This window comes from Streptomyces sp. NPDC054842 (genome assembly GCF_053611025.1).
In genome coordinates, this window is sequence record NZ_JBSGZN010000030.1 from 51,592 (window position 1) to 67,619 (window position 16,028).

Sequence of the window (16,028 nt, forward strand, 5' to 3'; positions counted from 1 at the left end):
GAAGTGGCTAGGCTGGAGGACATGACAACTCCCGCTCCCTCCACCGAACGACGGGTGCCCGAGGCGGTGCACCGGCGGCGCTGGGCCATCCTCGGTGTGCTCATGCTCAGCCTGCTGATCGTCGTGCTCGACAACTCGATCCTGAACGTCGCGATCAAGACGATCTCGACCCCCGCGCCCACCGGCCTGGGCGCCACCCAGAGCGAGCTGGAGTGGGCGATCAACGCCTACACGCTCGTCTTCGCCGGACTGCTCTTCACCGCCGGCCTCCTCGGCGACCGGCTCGGCCGCAAGAAGATACTGCTCGCCGGTCTCGCCGTCTTCGGCGTGGGGTCGGCGCTGGCCGCCGAGTCGGGCTCGCCCGTCCAGCTCATCGTCTTCCGCGCGGTGATGGGCCTCGGCGCCGCCTTCGTGATGCCCGCCACCCTCGCCGTCCTCATGAACGTCTTCGAGCGCGACGAGCAGCCCAAGGCCATCGGCATCTGGGCCGGCGGCGTCGGCCTCGCCATCGCCATCGGCCCGATCACCGGCGGCGTCCTCCTCGACCACTTCTGGTGGGGCTCCGTCTTCCTGATCAACGTGCCGATCGTGCTGCTCGCCCTCGGCCTGATGATCTGGCTGGTCCCCGACTCCCGCGACCCGAACCCGGGCCGCCTCGACCCGGTCGGCGTGGTCCTCTCCGTCGTCGGACTCGTCCTGCTCGTCTACGGCATCATCAAGGGCGGCCAGCTCGCCGACTTCACCGACCCGAAGGTGCTCGCCACCGTCGGCGCCGGGCTCCTCGTCCTGGTCGTCTTCGTGGTGTACGAGAAGCGCAGCGACCACCCGTCCATCGACGTCACGTACTTCAAGAACAAGGTCTTCTCGGCCGCCATCTCCGCCATCGCGCTCGTCTTCTTCGCGCTGATGGGCGTCACCTTCTTCTCCGTCTTCTACACCCAGAGCGTGCGCGGCTACTCGCCGCTCCAGACCGGCCTGCTGATGCTGCCGCTCGCCGCGGCCCAGCTCATCTTCGCGCCGCGCGCCCGGCTCGTCGTCGACCGCTTCGGCAACCGCGCCACCTGCACCGCCGGACTGCTGCTCATCGCCGCGATGCTCGCCGCGTTCGCCACCCTGGAGGCCGACACCCCGATCTGGACCCTGGAGGTCGTCTTCTTCCTCATGGGCACCGGCATGGCGCACATCATGACGCCGACCAGCGTCGTCATCATGCAGGCGCTGCCGCGTGAGAAGGCGGGCTCCGCCTCCGCGCTCAGCAACACCTTCCGCCAGGTCGGCGGCGCCCTCGGCATCGCGGTGCTCGGCTCCGTGCTCTCGACGGCCTACCGCAACGGCATCGAGGACGACCTCACCCGGCTGCCCGCCGGCCTGCGGCACACCGCGGGCGAGTCCATCGAGGCCACCCTCGGCGTCGCCGCCAAGCTCGGCCCGCGCGGCGACGCCCTCGTCACCCCGGCCAACGACGCCTTCCTGCACGCCATGCACGTGACGGCCCTGTGCGGTGCGGGTGTCGCGCTCGTCGGCGCGGTCGTGGTCGCCCTGTTCCTGCCCGGCCGCACGCCGTCCCCGCAGCAGGGCAAGGACGAGAGCGAGTTGGTGGCGGCGGAGTAGCGGCCCCCGGCGGGCACGGGCCCCGCATCAGGGAGAATCACCCCCAGCGCAACGGAGAAACGGAGTCGACGTGAGCCTCGCGGACAGCAGAGCCGGGCAGGACGGACCCGTCTCCCGGGGCCGCCCCCGCAGCGAGGCGGTGGAACGCGCCATCGTCGAGGGCGTGATGAAGCTGCTGGAGGAGGGCGTCCCGCTGGGGGAGGTCTCCATCGAGCGGGTCGCCCGGACCGCGGGGGTCGGCAAGGCGACCATCTACCGTCGCTGGCGCGGCAAGGAGGAACTCTTCGTCGACGTCCTGCGCGCCGCCGAACCCCCGGAACCGGAACTGCCCGGCACCTCGATGCGCGACGACCTCGTCGTCCTGGTCGAGGCGCTGCGCCGGCGCGGCCTCGTCAACCGCTCGTCGGCGATCCTGCACAACGTGTACGCGCAGATGAAGAGCAGCCCCCGGGTCTGGGCGGCGTACCACGCGATGGTCATCGAACCGCGGCGCAGACTCGCCTTCGAGGTGCTGCGCCGCGGGCAGCTCAGCGGTGAACTCCGCGACGACGTCGACGTGGAGCTCCTCAACGACATCGTCGTCGGCCCGATGCTGGTGCGCGCCCTCATGCGGCCCGAGGCGGAGCTGCCCGACGGTCTCGCGGAGCGGATCGTCGACACCGTGCTCACGGGACTGCGGCCGCCCGCGCCGTAGTTCCCGCCTCCCGCGCGGTAGTTCATCGGGCAACGACTTGCCCGAATGTGCGTGTTTCGTCACAGAGGACCGGCGGGAGAGCGCTATACGGAACTCCTGACGCCGAGTTGTTCGTCCTCGTGCCCGTACGGCCGTCCCAGGACGGCGGAAAGGGCACCGGTCATCCCCTAGGGTCGTAGGCGCGGGACAGACGGTGTGCACGGCAAGTTGTGAGGCGAGGGTATGGCGCAGGCGTATGTGACGGAGACGGGCAGCGGCGGCTCGGGGCCCGAGCGCCGAGGATCCCGGCTTCGACGCCTGCGGGACGAGTGGCGCGGCGACCCCCGCATCTGGCGGCGCGGTCTGGTCCTCGCCGCCCTCGCGGTGCTCTTCGCCCTGGTCATGCTGCTGCACGCGCAGATCCCCAACCGGTTCGGCAACCTGGGCAGCCTCACCGAGACCTTCCTGCCCTGGCTGGGCGTCTTCGTGCCGGTGCTGCTGGTCCTCGCGGTGGTCCGCAGGTCGGCGACGGCCCTGATCGCCGTGCTGCTGCCCGCGGTCGTCTGGCTGAACCTGTTCGGCGGGCTGCTCTCCGACAAGACCGGCGGCGGCGGGGACCTGACCGTCGTCACCCACAACGTGAACGCCGACAACCCGGACCCCGACGGCACCGCGCGCGACGTGGCCGCCTCCGGCGCCGACGTGGTCGCCCTAGAGGAGCTGACGGCCTCGGCGGTCCCCGTGTACGAGAAGGCGCTCGCCGCCACGTACCGGTACCACTCGGTGCAGGGCACCGTCGGGCTGTGGAGCAAGTACCCGCTGAGCGGCGCCGGGCCCGTGGACATCAAGCTGGGCTGGACGCGCGCCATGCGGGCGACCGTGACGGCGCCGGCCGGGCAGGTCGCGGTGTACGTCGCCCACCTGCCCTCGGTGCGGGTGAAACTGGAGGCCGGGTTCACCGCCCGCCAGCGGGACAAGAGCGCCGACGCGCTGGGCGAGGCGATCGCCGGTGAACCGGTGCGGCGGGTCGTCCTGCTCGGCGACCTCAACGGCACCATGAACGACCGCGCGCTGAACGCCGTCACCGCGCAGATGCGCTCCACCCAGGGCGCGGCGGGCAGCGGCTTCGGCTTCAGCTGGCCCGCGTCGTTCCCGATGGCCCGCATCGACCAGATCATGGTCAAGGGCATCGAGCCGGTGACGTCCTGGACGCTGCCCGGCACCGGCAGCGACCACCTGCCCGTCGCCGCACGCGTCAAGGTGGACGCAACCGCCTCGTAACCTCCTGGAATACTGGGCCTGGAAGAGTTTGTTCCTAGACTGAACTTATGCTGCCCGTGCACAGCGGTGTGCACGGGCACGACCTTGCGCGCGGACGTGTCCCCCACGAGTCCGCGCGCGCCCCCGTTCCTCTGAAAGGCCCCTCATGCCCCTGGCCCTGCTCGCCCTCGCCGTGGGCGCCTTCGGCATCGGCACCACCGAGTTCGTGATGATGGGCCTCCTGCCCGACGTCGCGGACGACCTCCACGTCTCCATCCCCACCGCCGGCCACCTGGTCTCCTCGTACGCCCTGGGCGTCGTCATCGGCGCGCCGCTGCTGGCCGCCGTCACCTCCCGGATGTCCCGCCGCACGGTCCTCATCGCGCTGATGGGCCTCTTCGTCGTCGGCAACGCGCTGTCCGCCTTCGCCCCCGACCACCACTGGCTCCTGGCGGCCCGCTTCCTCAGCGGCCTGCCGCACGGCGCCTTCTTCGGAGTCGGCGCCGTCGTCGCCACCGGACTGGTCGCCCCCGAGCGCAAGGCCCGCTCCGTCTCGCTGATGTTCCTCGGACTGACCGTCGCCAACATCGCCGGCGTGCCCGTCGCCACGCTCATGGGGCAGCACCTCGGCTGGCGCGCCACGTTCCTCGGCGTCAGCGTGATCGGCGTGGCCGCCATAGCCTCGCTGGCGCTGCTGATCCCCCGCGATCACGCCCACGCCCCGGCCGGCGGCCTGCGCGGCGAGCTGGCCGCGCTGGGCTCCCTGCCCGTCTGGCTCGCCCTCGGCACCACCGTCGCGGGCTTCGGCGCGCTGTTCTCCGCGTACAGCTACATCACCCCGATGCTCACGGACGCCGCCGGGTACGCCGACGGCAGCGTCACGCTGCTGCTCGCCCTCTTCGGCGTCGGAGCGACGGCGGGCAACCTGCTGGGCGGACGCCTCGCCGACCACTCGCTGCGGGGGACCCTGTTCGGCGGTCTCGCGTCCCTCGTCGCCGTCCTGGCCCTCTTCCCGCTGCTGATGGGCGCCCAGTGGAGCGCGGCCGTCGGGGTCACCCTGCTCGGCACGGCGGCGTTCGTCACCGGTTCGCCGCTCCAGCTGATGGTCATGGAGAAGGCCTCCGCGGCCCCGTCCCTGGCCTCCTCCGCCAACCAGGCGGCCTTCAACCTCGCGAACGCCGGCGGCGCCTGGATCGGCGGACTCGCCCTCGCGGCGGGCTTCGGCGCGACGTCGCCCGCGGTCGCGGGCGCGATGCTCGCGGTGCTGGGGCTGGGGGTCGCGGCGGTGGCCTACGCCGTGGACCGCCGACGCGCCCTCGTCTCCGACGGGTCCGCGGCAGGCCGCCTCGTGGCGACGCACGTTCCCCGGCCCGCGGAGTCGGCGCGACGCTGACACCCCCGAGGGCGGGGACCTTGGCCGGGGTTCGGTGGACCCCGGCCTGCCTGCGTCGGGGCCGCGGGGTCTCCGGGTGGGCGGTGCCCCGCCGTGCCGGGTCCGGGTCCCGGCCCTGTGGGCCGCGCCCCCTTCGTGCCGGCGCGCTCGTCCTCAGTCGCCGGGCGGGCTGAATATTCTCCTCCCGTCCGTCGGACGAGCTCGGGGAATCGGATGGGCGGACGGCGGGCGCGGACGGGGGCCGCGGGGCGGGGCCGGGGCGGTACATCCGCCTGTCGCGGGGCAGGCACCCAGGTCCGTTGCCGGGTCCCCTGAGCTACGCGCCAACCCCGCGACAGGCATCTGATGTACCGCCCCGTCCCCTCCCGCCGTACGGCGTCTGCGGGCGGTCCTGGCTTGCTGCGCCGGCAACCAGGACGGCCCCGCCCGGCATGCCCCCCGCCGCCATTCGGTCGATCATGTGACGCATGACGACGGCCTCCTTCAGAAGCGACCGCGGTGACCGGCGGGACTCCCGAGCCGTCGCCCTGCTCGTCGGGCTGGGCATCGTGGCGTACGGCGCCTGGGCGCTGGAGGTCGTCCTGCCGACGGAGCTCGCGAAGGAGCGGACGTACGTCAGTGAACTGGCCGCCCGGGACCAGCCATTCGGCGGCCTGTTCCGCACGACGGACCTGGTCGCCGGGGTGCTCCTGTGGGCCGGCGGCCTGTGGGCGCTGCTGCGGCTGCCGCCCGGCGGCCGGTGGGCGACCGCGGGCTGGGCGGCCGTCGTGCTGTTCGGCATCGCCACCGCCGTGGACTCACGGCTGCCGCTGAGCTGCGCGCCGACGGTGGACCGCCTGTGCGCCCAGCGGGAGCACGCGGGACTCGTCCCGGTGACCCACACCGCGCACGCGACGAGCAGCACCCTCGCGGTGTGCGCCGTCCTCGTCGCCATGGCGGCCCTCACCCACGCGGCCCGCCGCCACACCCCCGCCACAGCGCTGGCCCGACTGGGCCCGCCCCTCGTCGTCCTCGAACTGGCCGCCACGGCCTGGACCCTCGCCGCAGTCGCCGCGCTGGAAGGGGGCCACGGCAACTGGTCCCTGGGCATCGCCCAGCGCCTCCAACTCGGCCTCCTGACGCTGTGGTTCGGGACGCTCGCGTTCACGGTCCTTCGGCACCGGCAAGCGCCGGGACCCGCCTTACCGGCCCGGAGCGCGCCCGCCCCGGAGCCGACGCGGGCGGCGGCCCGATGACCTTCCTGCGCATCGACGGCGTGCCCCACCACGTCCGGGTGGACGGCGACGGCCCCGTCTGCGTCCTCAGTGCCGGCCTCGGCCTGTGCTGGTTCGACTGGGACCCGGTCGTGCCCCTGCTCGCCCCGCACCGCACGGTCGTCCGCTTCGACCGCCCCGGCCTGGGACTCAGTGGACCCGCGCGGACGTGGCCCACCCTGGACGCCGAGGCGCGGCGCATCGCGCACGTCCTGGACGGGCTGGGGATCACCGCCCCGGTGACCGTCGCCGGACACAGCCTCGCGGGCTTCCACGCGGAGGCGTTCGCCCGGCTCCTCCCGGCGCGTACGGCGGGACTCGTCCTGCTCGACACCAGCGTGGAGGAGGAACCGCGCCCCCGGGCGGCCCGTGCGGTACGGGACGCCGGTACGCGCGCGTGCGGCACGTTCCTGGCCGCGGCGGGCGTCCCCCGGGCCCTGGGAGCGCCCCTGCGCCGCGCGGCGGTCCGGGCCGGACGGCTGAGAGGCGGCGACCCGGCTCCGTACGGCCTCGTCCGGGGCGCGTACACCACGAGCCGCTCCCTGCACGCGGTCCTGGCCGAGAACGCCACCTACCGCGACGAGGCGGTCCGGCTGGACGTCCTGCGGCGGCACGTGCCCCTGCCGGACATCCCGGTCACCGTCCTGGCGACCGGCTCCGGACGGTGGATCGACCGCCAACGGGCCCTGGCGGCACGGCTGGACGCGGCCTTCCGCGTCACCCGCCGCCCCGCCGGCCACCTCCTGATGCTGGACCGCCCCGAGGACGTCGCGGAGGCGGTACTCACCACCCAATCCGCGTGAGCCGGCCCCTGCACGAGGGCCCGGTGAACACCGACGCCCGCCCCTCATCCAGGGGCGGGCGCACGGGGGGTGACGGAACGTCAGTGGACTCGGTACGAGTTCACGTAACCCGCGGCGGGCGAGCCGACGCCGGTGACGTCGTCGTAGCCCTTCACGGCCTTCAGGGAGCTGTCCTTGCCGAGGCTGCGGACGGAGGTGAGGAGGCCCTCCGACGCGTCGTAGCCGTTGGCGAAGTCGACCCGCGCCACGGCGAGTCCGGACCCCGTCGGGTTGTCCGTGACGTCGTGGTAGACCTTCGAGCCGTACTTGGCGTAGACCGACGGGTTGGCGAAGCCGATCGCCTTGCCGCCGCGCGCCTCCTGGGCCAGCGCCTGGACGGCGGCGATCACCGGCGCGGCCAGCGAGGTGCCGCCGATCCGGTACTCGTCGTACTGCTGCGAACCGTCCGGGAAGGTCTGCGTCTGGCCGACCTTGAAGCCGGTGTTGGGGTCGGCGATCGCCGCGATGTCCGGCACGGTCCGCATCGCGGTCGTGCCGTTCGCGTGGGCGAGCGCGTCCGGCACGACGCCCTTCTGGTAGAAGGGCTGCGGGACGGTCCGGCTGGTGCCGCCGCCCGCGCCCGAGGTGAACGCGCCGGGGAAGCCCGTCCAGCTCCCGCCGTCCTCCGCGAGGGCGGCCTTCTCGGTGCCCCAGCCGGTCTCGAAGAGGTACTTGTCGTCCTTGCCGACCGCCAGCGAGGTGCCGCCGACCGCGGTCACCCAGGCCGAGTTGGCCGGGGTGTCGACCTGCTTCGTGCCGGTGTTGGCGACCTCGTCGCCGTTGTCGCCGGAGGAGAAGTAGAAGCCGATGCCCTCGACGGCGCCGAACTGGAAGACCTGGTCGTAGGCCGCCGCGATGTCCGGCGTCTCGTTGGCCTCGATGTCGCCCCAGGAGTTGGAGACGATGTCGGCCAGGTGCCCGTCGACGATCTTGTTCAGCGAGTCGAGCAGATCGTCGTCGTAGCAGGAGGCGGCACCCACGTACGTGATGTCCGCGCCGGGGGCGACCGCGTGCACGGCCTCGACGTCGAGGGTCTCCTCGCCGTACCAGCCGGCGGCCCCGCACTCCTCGGTCTTCGTGTACTTCCCGGGCAGCACCTGACGCAGCTGACCGCTGACGTACTTGGCGTCACCGTGCTTCTTCGCGTAGGTGGCCGCGTCGAACGCGATGGTCGGCGAGGCGTACGCGTCGGTGATGGCGACCCGCACCCCCTTGCCGGTACGGGTGCCCGCCCCGTAGGCGGCGCGCAGCTGCTTGCCGGTGTACCCCTTGACGGCGTAGGGGATCTTCTTGCCGTAGGCGTCCGGGAGCGTGCTCGCGATGTTGGAGCCGTGGTACGAGGAGAACGGCCCGGCGTTGCGGAACACCGCGTCCGGCGGCGGCAGTTGGTCCTGGTGGGTCGCCTTGTGCGGGGCGTTGTCCAGCCCGGTGACGGTGAGCACGGCGCCGTTCAGGGCGGCCGGCGCGGAGGCCGTCCGCGACGGCGCCCGGTAGGTCTTGCCGCCCTTGGCGTAGTTGTGCAGCTGCGTGCCGAACGCCTTCTCGGCGGCCGCCACGTCACCGGTCACGGAGACGTAGTGCCGCGTCGTGCCGGTGACCTTCAGGCCCGCCGACTCCAGCCAGGAGGTCACGGCGGCGACCTGCGCCTTCGTGGCGCCGAAGCGGGCCTGCGCCTGCTTCGCGCTCAGGTACCTGCCGTACGAGGCCGACCCGGGGTCGGACACGGCTTCGGCGTACGCGGCCAGGCCGGAGGCGTCGCGGCCGGCGAGATGGACGCGGGCGGACACCTGGGAGCTGTCGGAGGTGGCCCCCTTGTCCGCGGCGGCCGTGGCCCAGGCGGGCCGGGTGCCCGTGAGGGTGTCGCGGCCCGGGCCGTCCGCGGCCTGGGCCGCGGGTATGCCGAGCGCCAGTGCGCCGGCGAGGAGCGGCAGTGTCGCCGCCAGGCTCACTCCGGCGCGCGCTGTGGCGCGGTTGGATCTCATTGAACCCCCTGCGATGCGGTTCGTCGCATGTAGTGGCCGGTCGTGATCCGCGTAGACCCCCGTGCTGATAGGTGCACAGGGAATGGATCACGCTGGGCTCACTCTCGCGACGAACCGTTCATGCCAGGGGAATGCGAGGGCCAAGAAGACCCCAAGGGACCGTATGCGTAAGGGAATTGGGCGACGATGCCCGTCATGTACGGTCTTGCGCACCGGAGTCCGGTCGCTGCGCACCGGTCGCCGGTCACCGGTCGCCGGGCGCCGGTGGAACGCATCCGTCACCGGTCCGAGGCACCGGCGAGAAACCCGTCACCGGTCCGGAGGCACCGGGCGACGGGCGCCGGACGACGGAGCGCCCGCCAGCGGGAGTCGGAGCGGAGAGAGCCGGAGCGGAGGGGGTCCGAGCGCGGCCGGTCGTCCCGGCCGCCGGTCACTCCGACGGCCGGTCAGTCCGGCGGTGTGGCGCCGCGCGCCTTCAGGAGGTCGGTGATCAGGTCCATCTCGGACCGCTGGCCCGCGACCATGCCCTTGGCCAGCCGGCGTTCGACGCCGACCTCGCACCGGCGCACGCAGCCCTCGGCCATGTGCACACCGCCCGCGTGGTGGGCGTACATCAGCCGCAGATAGGTGATCTCGGCGGTCTTGCCGTTCTCCTTGCCGAGGCGGTCCAGCTCCGTGTCGGTCGCCATGCCCGGCATCAGCGCGCCGTCCTTGCCGGAGGCCATGCCGCCCATGTCCATCCACGTCATCGGCGGGTCGGCGGAGACCTTCGGCAGGTCCCAGAGGTCGAGCCAGCCGAGCAGCATCCCGCGCTGGTTCGCCTGCGTCTGCGCGATGTCGTAGGCGAGGCGCCGCACCTCCTCGTCGTCGGTGCGGTCGCGCACGATGTACGACATCTCGACGGCCTGCTGGTGGTGGACGGCCATGTCCCGCGCGAAACCCGCGTCCGCGGAGTCCGCGGCGGGCGTCCCCGGGCCGGAGTCCCCGCCGTCGGCGACCGCGTACGTGATCGCCCCCGCGGCCACCAGCACGGCCGCCGCGGTCCCGGCGATCCAGCCCGTCCGTGTCCTCCGGCTCACTTCGACAGGCCGTTGGTGCACGCGGCACCCGGTTCGGGCGTCTGCTTGCCCTGCACGAACGTGGAGAAGAACGTGTCGACGGCCGGGTCGCCCGCGCCGGTCACCGTGCGCTGCTTGCCCCACGCGCTGAGCATGATCGGGTCCTTCTGGTCCCGGACCGGGCTCATCAGCGTGTACGGCGTCTTCTTGACCTTCGCCGCGAGCGCCTTGACGTCGGCGTCGGAGGCCTTGTCGTTGTACGTGACCCAGACCGCGCCGTGCTCCAGCGAGTGCACGGCGTTCATGTTGCCGACCGGCTCGGTGTAGACGTCGCCGTTGCAGTTCATCCACACCTGGTTGTGGTCGCCGCCGACCGGCGGCTCCATCGGGTACTTCACCGTCTTGGTGACGTGAGTGCGGCCCAGGGTGCCCTTCCAGGTCTTCACGCCGTCCTTGCCGGTCACGAAGTGGCCCGACGTCCCCTTGGAGTCGCTCGCCGAGCTGTCCTTGTCGGACTGCGACGTGACGAGGTAGGTGCCGCCGGCGACGAGACCCGCGACGATCACCACGCTCGCGCCGATCGTGAGGATCCGGTTGCGGCGCTCGCGTGAGCGGTCTGCGCGACGCATCTCCTCTATCCGCGCCTTGCGCGAGGTGTTGGAGCTGTTCTTGGCGGAACCCATGGCGAGTCCTTCGGGGGCTGGTGGTTGCGGGACGGACGGGTTTGCTGATCGTAGTGGGAACGGGGGCGGGGTATGGAGGGAGGTCGCGGGAATGTCCGAAGGTGCCCGGTGCCGCCGACCACCGGCCCGGCCCGGAGCCCGTCCAGGGCCGCTCCTCGGTATCGCCGGACCCGGGTGAGCAGGCAGTATGGGCAGCAGCGCAGTACACCTGCCGTGCACGAGGCGTTCCATCCATGGTCGGTCTGCCGATCAAGGTCCGCAACGCGCACGAAATGGTGTTGTGGTGGGATGCTCATGTGCCCCGATCGTCCCCGAGGCGTGGGAGCAGGCGGCCTGACCGGCAAGGATGGGTGGAAGCGGAAGATGGACAAGCAGCAGGAGTTCGTGCTCCGGACACTGGAGGAGCGTGACATCCGGTTCGTACGCCTCTGGTTCACGGACGTGCTCGGCTTCCTGAAGTCGGTGGCCGTGGCTCCGGCCGAGCTGGAGCAGGCGTTCGACGAGGGCATCGGGTTCGACGGCTCGGCGATCGAGGGCTTCGCCCGGGTCTACGAGTCCGACATGATCGCGAAGCCGGATCCGTCGACGTTCCAGGTGCTGCCGTGGCGTGCCGAGGCCCCGGGGACCGCCCGGATGTTCTGCGACATCCTCATGCCGGACGGCTCGCCGTCCTTCGCGGACCCCCGCTACGTCCTCAAGCGTGCCCTCGCCAAGACCTCCGACCTCGGGTTCACCTTCTACACGCACCCCGAGATCGAGTTCTTCCTGCTGAAGGACCGCCCGCTGGACGGCTCGCGGCCCACCCCCGCCGACAACTCCGGCTACTTCGACCACACCCCGCAGAACGTGGGCCAGGACTTCCGGCGCCAGGCCATCACGATGCTGGAGTCGATGGGCATCTCGGTCGAGTTCAGCCACCACGAGGGCGCCCCCGGCCAGCAGGAGATCGACCTGCGCTACGCCGACGCGCTCTCCACGGCCGACAACATCATGACCTTCCGGCTGATCATGAAGCAGGTGGCGCTGGAGCAGGGCGTGCAGGCCACCTTCATGCCGAAGCCGTTCTCGGAGTACCCGGGCTCGGGCATGCACACCCACCTCTCCCTCTTCGAGGGCGACCGCAACGCGTTCTACGAGTCCGGCTCGGAGTACCAGCTCTCCAAGGTCGGCCGCTCCTTCATCGCGGGCCTGCTGCGGCACGCGGCGGAGATCTCCGCGGTCACGAACCAGTGGGTGAACTCCTACAAGCGCATCTGGGGCGGCTCGGAGCGCACCGCGGGCGCCGGCGGCGAGGCCCCCTCGTACATCTGCTGGGGCCACAACAACCGCTCGGCGCTGGTCCGCGTCCCGATGTACAAGCCCGGCAAGACCGGCTCGGCCCGCGTCGAGGTCCGCTCCCTGGACTCCGGCGCGAACCCCTACCTCGCCTACGCCCTGCTGCTGGCCGCCGGTCTCAAGGGCATCGAGGAGGGCTACGAGCTCCCGCCGGGCGCCGACGACGACGTGTGGGCCCTGCGCGACGCCGAGCGCCGCGCCCTGGGCATCGAGCCCCTCCCGCAGAACCTGGGCGAGGCCCTGACGCTCATGGAGCGCAGCGAACTCGTCGCCGAGACCCTCGGCGAGCACGTCTTCGACTTCTTCCTCCGCAACAAGAAGAGCGAGTGGGAGGAGTACCGCAGCGAGGTCACGGCCTTCGAGCTGCGGAAGAACCTGCCGGTGCTGTAGTAACCGGGGCGCGGTGGAGTTCTCCGCCGGAGTGTTGTCCAAGGGCCGACGGTCACCGACCGTCGGCCCTTCCACGTCTGGAAAGTGTTTGACGCCCCGTCCGTGGCTGCGGTCGGATGCGCCCCATGAGTGCAGGGGAGAGGCATCCCGTCGGCGTCGGCGTCGGCGTGGGGCTCGTGCGGCGGCTCGTGGCCGGGCGGTTCCCGCGGTGGGCCCGGTTGCCGGTCGAGCGGGTTCCGTCCGGGGGGACCGTCAACGCCATGTTCCGGCTCGGGGACGCCATGGTCGTACGGCTGCCGCTGGCCGAGGGCGGCGTCGGTGACGTGTCCGCGGAGCGGGAGTGGCTGCCCCGCCTCGCGCCGCTGCTGCCGGTGGCCGTCCCCGAGGTGCTGGGCGCCGGGGAGCCGGCCGAGGGGTATCCGTACCCCTGGTCGGTGTACCGGTGGCTGCCCGGGAAGAACCCCGAGGCGGGGGCGCTGAGCGCACCCGAGCGGCTGGCCGAGGACCTGGCGGCGTTCGTGACCGCGATGCGCGCGGTGACCCTGCCGGACGCGCCGGCCGCCCACCGCGGCGGCTCCCTCTCCTCGCTCGACGAGGACACGCGGGCGGCGGTCGAGGCGCTCCGCGCGATCCCCGAGGAGGGCGTCGACTGCGACGCGGTGACCGCCGTGTGGGAGGACGCCCTGCGAACCCCGGCCTGGGACGGGCCGCCCGTGTGGCTGCACGCCGACCTGATGCCCGGCAACCTGCTGGTCGACGCGGGCAGGCTCACCTCGGTGATCGACTTCGGGTGCCTGGGACGCGGCGACCCGGCCTGCGACCTGTTCCCGGCCTGGAACCTGCTGCCGGCCGAGGGCAGGAAGGTCTTCCGCGCGGCCCTCGGCGTGGACGACGCGTCCTGGACCCGCGGCCGGGCCCGCACGCTCTCCCAGGCCCTGATCGCCCTGCCGGCGTACCGCACGACGAACGAGTCGATGGCCCGCAACGCCCGGCACGTCGTCCGGGCGGTGCTGGAGGACGTCGGCCGGGACGGCGGCCGCGCCCCCGGGGCGGCGCGCGGGCGGTGAGGCCGGCCCCCGGTCCGCGCGCGTACGCGGGCCGGGGGCCGGCCGTCAGGGCAGGTACGCCGGGGAGACGGCCGCCGTGCTGACCCGCCGCGGCTGTCCCGTGCCGTCGGACGGGATCGCGTAGAGGTCGGCCCCGTAGTCGCCGGGCAGGGCGTAGACCACGGTGTGGTCGTCCCGCCAGAGGGCCTGGTCGTCGACGCTGCGGGATTCCGCGAGGGGGGTCTCGCGCAGCGTGGCGAGGTCGAGGACGTACAGGCGCCAGGGGGCGTCCGCGGGGAGGCCCGGCACCCGCTTCTTGAAGGCGATCCGTGTGCCGTCGGGGGAGAGGGACGGGCACTCCACGTTCGTGCGCACCGTGGTGACCGTGCGGGTGCGCAGGTCGCCCCGGACCAGGTAGGTCTTGCCCTTCGTCGCCAGCGTCGCGTAGAAGTGCCGGTCGTCGGCCGCGAAGGTGACGCCCCAGAAGTTGACGTCGGCGGCCCGGTACGGGCGGCCGTCCCGCACGACGCGGAACGTCTCCAGGGAGGGCGTGAGCCGGCCCGTGCGGGTGTCGACGATCGCCGCGCGCGTGGAGAAGTTCGTCCCCGCGTACGAGTCGCCGCCCACGAACGCCGTCCAGGCGGCGAACCGGCCGCTCGGGGAGACCCGCGCCCGGGACGGGATGCCGGGCACGTCGTAGCGGGCCCTCACCCGCAGGCCGGCGTCGAGGATCACCGCCCGGTAGGTGTCCTGGACGGCGCCGCGGACCGACTGGAGGCAGACCCCGGTGCCCGCCGCGGCGTGGAAGCGCAGGCACTTCACGCCGGACGCCGTCCGGGGGCCCGCCGGGTCCGCCGCCCGGACCGAGGTCAGCTCGTCGCGGTGCGGGCCCCATGCCATGTTCCGGAACACCATGCGGGCGCCCGCGCCGGTCAGCGCGACCGTGCCCGCGGTGATCCGCGGGCCGCCGGGCCGCGCCCGGTCCCGGCGGTCCGCGCGGTCCGAGGCGTGCAGGACGGACGCCGTGGCGACGCCGGTCAGGACGAGCAGCGACAGGGCCAGCACCAGGATGCGGCTGCGAAGGGTCATGCGGGGCCTTCCGGGGTCGTCGCGGCCGGCCTCAGCAGGCCGAGCGAGCACAGGGCGCAGACGGCCAGCAGGACGGCCGAGGCGGTGAGCGCCGTACGGTCGCCCCACGCCGTCCAGGCCGCGCCGAAGCCGAGCGAGCAGACGAACCGGGCGAGCGCCTGCCCGGTCTGGACGAGGGCCAGGCCCGACGAGCGCAGCGCCTCGGGCACGCTGTCCGACGCGGCGGCCATCAGCACGCCGTCGGTGGCCGCGTAGAAGCCGCCGTGCAGGAGCAGCACGGCGTACGGCAGGGCGGTGCCGTGCCAGGAGGAGAGCAGCAGCGCGTACGCGAGGAGCAGGGCGCCGTGGCCCGCGAGGAACACCCGCCGCCGGCCGGCCCGGTCCGCGAGCCGGCCGAGCGGCACGGCCAGCAGGAGGAAGGCCGCCGCCGTGCCGAGGGGGAGCAGCGCGAACCAGCGGTCTGGTACGCCGAGGCGCCGCTGGAGCAGCAGGTACACGAAGGAGTCGCTGACCGTCGCGAGGCCGAGCAGGAGCGCGCACACGGTGATGCGCCGCAGTCCCTGGTCCCGCAGGAGCCCGACGGCGGCACGGACCGTGGGCGGGGGCATCGCACGTCCGGCGCCTCTCGCCGTCTCCCCGGCGCCCTTCGCCGTCTCCCCGGCGGCGCTTGCCGTCTCCCCGGCCGCCCTCGCCTGCCTCCCGGCGGCCCTGGCCGTCTCCCCGGCCGCCCGCGCCGTCTGCACGGCGCCGGGTGCGGCGGAGGCGTGCCCCGGTACGAACAGGACCAGGACGACCACGCCCGTCACGGCCACGCAGAAGCTGACGGTGAACACCGCGTCGTAGCCGTCGACCGTGGCGCGCAGGATCAGGAACGCGACCAGCGGCCCGAGCAGGGCGCCCGCCGTGTCCATGGCGCGGTGGACGCCGAACGCCCGGCCGCGCGTCTCGGGGGTGCTGGACAGGGAGATCAGCGCGTCGCGCGGCGCGGTGCGCAGGCCCTTGCCGGTCCGGTCGGCGGCGAGGACCAGGCCGATCGGGGTCAGCGAGTGGGCGAGCAGGAGCAGGGGTTTGCAGGCCGCCGAGAGGCCGTAGCCGAAGCCGGCGACCCACTTGTGGCGGCCGCCCCCGCGGTCGGCGAGATGCCCGCCGGCCAGCCGTACCAGTGCCGAGAAGCCGTTGTAGATCCCGTCGAGCAGCCCGAAGCCCAGCGGTGACAGGCCGAGGCCCGCCACCAGGTACAGGGGCAGCACCGCCGTCACCATCTCGGAGGAGACGTCGGTGATCAGACTGACCGTGCCGAGGGCGAGCACCGTGGGGGCGACCGCGGCACGACGCCGCCCGGCGCGGGGCCGGGCGGCGTCTTCCGCGGACGCCGTCGCCGGGGTGCCGGCCCGGCTGTCCGCTACGTACACG

General features: G+C 73.1%; 13 protein-coding genes. 8 read left to right on the forward strand and 5 right to left on the reverse strand.

Annotation, left to right across the window (positions count from 1 at the left end):
- Positions 1 to 21 precede the first annotated feature (21 nt).
- The 6 genes from ACWGIS_RS23180 (at position 22) to ACWGIS_RS23205 (ending at position 6,993) form a co-directional block, all read left to right on the forward strand.
- Positions 22 to 1,611, forward strand: a complete 1,590-nt coding sequence (locus ACWGIS_RS23180) for an MFS transporter (RefSeq protein WP_453364366.1) — start codon at positions 22 to 24, stop codon at positions 1,609 to 1,611.
- Between the two features lie 70 nt (positions 1,612 to 1,681).
- On the forward strand, positions 1,682 to 2,305 hold the full coding sequence (locus tag ACWGIS_RS23185) for a TetR/AcrR family transcriptional regulator (protein ID WP_453364367.1): 624 nt from the start codon (positions 1,682 to 1,684) through the stop codon (positions 2,303 to 2,305).
- A gap of 222 nt (positions 2,306 to 2,527) precedes the next feature.
- Entirely contained in the window at positions 2,528 to 3,565 is a 1,038-nt protein-coding gene (locus tag ACWGIS_RS23190) for an endonuclease/exonuclease/phosphatase family protein (protein WP_453364368.1), read from the forward strand.
- Between the two features lie 145 nt (positions 3,566 to 3,710).
- The gene (locus ACWGIS_RS23195) at positions 3,711 to 4,937 is read left to right on the forward strand and encodes an MFS transporter (RefSeq protein WP_453364369.1); all 1,227 of its coding nucleotides are present in this window, start codon (positions 3,711 to 3,713) and stop codon (positions 4,935 to 4,937) included.
- 467 nt (positions 4,938 to 5,404) lie between these two features.
- Positions 5,405 to 6,172, forward strand: coding sequence for a DUF998 domain-containing protein (locus ACWGIS_RS23200; protein WP_453364370.1), 768 nt, complete (start codon positions 5,405 to 5,407; stop codon positions 6,170 to 6,172).
- Positions 6,169 to 6,993: an alpha/beta fold hydrolase gene (locus ACWGIS_RS23205; protein WP_453364371.1), complete on the forward strand. Its 825-nt coding sequence runs from the start codon at positions 6,169 to 6,171 to the stop codon at positions 6,991 to 6,993. Before ACWGIS_RS23200 ends, ACWGIS_RS23205 begins: the two co-directional genes overlap by 4 nt.
- Before the next feature lie 80 nt (positions 6,994 to 7,073).
- Here ACWGIS_RS23205 and ACWGIS_RS23210 read toward each other — a convergent pair whose 3' ends face one another.
- The 3 genes from ACWGIS_RS23210 to ACWGIS_RS23220 form a co-directional block, all read right to left on the reverse strand.
- Positions 7,074 to 9,014, reverse strand: a complete 1,941-nt coding sequence (locus ACWGIS_RS23210) for a S53 family peptidase (RefSeq protein ID WP_453364372.1) — start codon at positions 9,012 to 9,014, stop codon at positions 7,074 to 7,076.
- 446 nt (positions 9,015 to 9,460) lie between these two features.
- Complete coding sequence (locus ACWGIS_RS23215) at positions 9,461 to 10,093, reverse strand: DUF305 domain-containing protein (RefSeq protein ID WP_453364373.1); 633 nt, start codon at positions 10,091 to 10,093, stop codon at positions 9,461 to 9,463.
- The gene (locus tag ACWGIS_RS23220; RefSeq protein ID WP_453364374.1) at positions 10,090 to 10,755 is read right to left on the reverse strand and encodes a DUF3105 domain-containing protein; all 666 of its coding nucleotides are present in this window, start codon (positions 10,753 to 10,755) and stop codon (positions 10,090 to 10,092) included. The genes ACWGIS_RS23215 and ACWGIS_RS23220 overlap by 4 nt, the downstream gene beginning before the upstream one ends.
- A gap of 363 nt (positions 10,756 to 11,118) precedes the next feature.
- Here ACWGIS_RS23220 and glnA point away from each other — a divergent pair, with 363 nt between their 5' ends.
- Both glnA and ACWGIS_RS23230 read left to right on the forward strand, forming a co-directional pair.
- Positions 11,119 to 12,480, forward strand: coding sequence for a type I glutamate--ammonia ligase (gene glnA / locus ACWGIS_RS23225; RefSeq protein WP_121403381.1), 1,362 nt, complete (start codon positions 11,119 to 11,121; stop codon positions 12,478 to 12,480).
- A 125-nt stretch (positions 12,481 to 12,605) separates the two neighbouring features.
- Positions 12,606 to 13,547 (forward strand): aminoglycoside phosphotransferase family protein, encoded by a 942-nt coding sequence (locus tag ACWGIS_RS23230; protein ID WP_453364375.1) that lies wholly within the window; start codon positions 12,606 to 12,608, stop codon positions 13,545 to 13,547.
- A gap of 45 nt (positions 13,548 to 13,592) precedes the next feature.
- On the opposite strand, the gene ACWGIS_RS23235 is transcribed toward ACWGIS_RS23230, so the two are convergent.
- Together ACWGIS_RS23235 and ACWGIS_RS23240 are read right to left on the reverse strand one after the other, a co-directional pair.
- Positions 13,593 to 14,615, reverse strand: coding sequence for a TolB family protein (locus tag ACWGIS_RS23235; RefSeq protein WP_453364376.1), 1,023 nt, complete (start codon positions 14,613 to 14,615; stop codon positions 13,593 to 13,595).
- Positions 14,612 to 16,027, reverse strand: coding sequence for an MFS transporter (locus ACWGIS_RS23240; protein ID WP_453364377.1), 1,416 nt, complete (start codon positions 16,025 to 16,027; stop codon positions 14,612 to 14,614). Before ACWGIS_RS23240 ends, ACWGIS_RS23235 begins: the two co-directional genes overlap by 4 nt.
- Position 16,028 lies beyond the last annotated feature (1 nt).

Excerpts from the sequence above, each read along its gene's own strand:
- glnA (WP_121403381.1), top strand. The coding sequence starts at position 11,119 with ATGGACAAGCAGCAGGAGTTCGTGCTCCGGACACTGGAGGAGCGTGAC.
- ACWGIS_RS23235 (WP_453364376.1), bottom strand. The coding sequence starts at position 14,615 with ATGACCCTTCGCAGCCGCATCCTGGTGCTGGCCCTGTCGCTGCTCGTC.
- ACWGIS_RS23210 (WP_453364372.1), bottom strand. The coding sequence starts at position 9,014 with ATGAGATCCAACCGCGCCACAGCGCGCGCCGGAGTGAGCCTGGCGGCG.
- ACWGIS_RS23200 (WP_453364370.1), top strand. The coding sequence starts at position 5,405 with ATGACGACGGCCTCCTTCAGAAGCGACCGCGGTGACCGGCGGGACTCC.
- ACWGIS_RS23180 (WP_453364366.1), top strand. The coding sequence starts at position 22 with ATGACAACTCCCGCTCCCTCCACCGAACGACGGGTGCCCGAGGCGGTG.
- ACWGIS_RS23220 (WP_453364374.1), bottom strand. The coding sequence starts at position 10,755 with ATGGGTTCCGCCAAGAACAGCTCCAACACCTCGCGCAAGGCGCGGATA.
- ACWGIS_RS23195 (WP_453364369.1), top strand. The coding sequence starts at position 3,711 with ATGCCCCTGGCCCTGCTCGCCCTCGCCGTGGGCGCCTTCGGCATCGGC.
- ACWGIS_RS23190 (WP_453364368.1), top strand. The coding sequence starts at position 2,528 with ATGGCGCAGGCGTATGTGACGGAGACGGGCAGCGGCGGCTCGGGGCCC.
- ACWGIS_RS23205 (WP_453364371.1), top strand. The coding sequence starts at position 6,169 with ATGACCTTCCTGCGCATCGACGGCGTGCCCCACCACGTCCGGGTGGAC.
- ACWGIS_RS23230 (WP_453364375.1), top strand. The coding sequence starts at position 12,606 with ATGAGTGCAGGGGAGAGGCATCCCGTCGGCGTCGGCGTCGGCGTGGGG.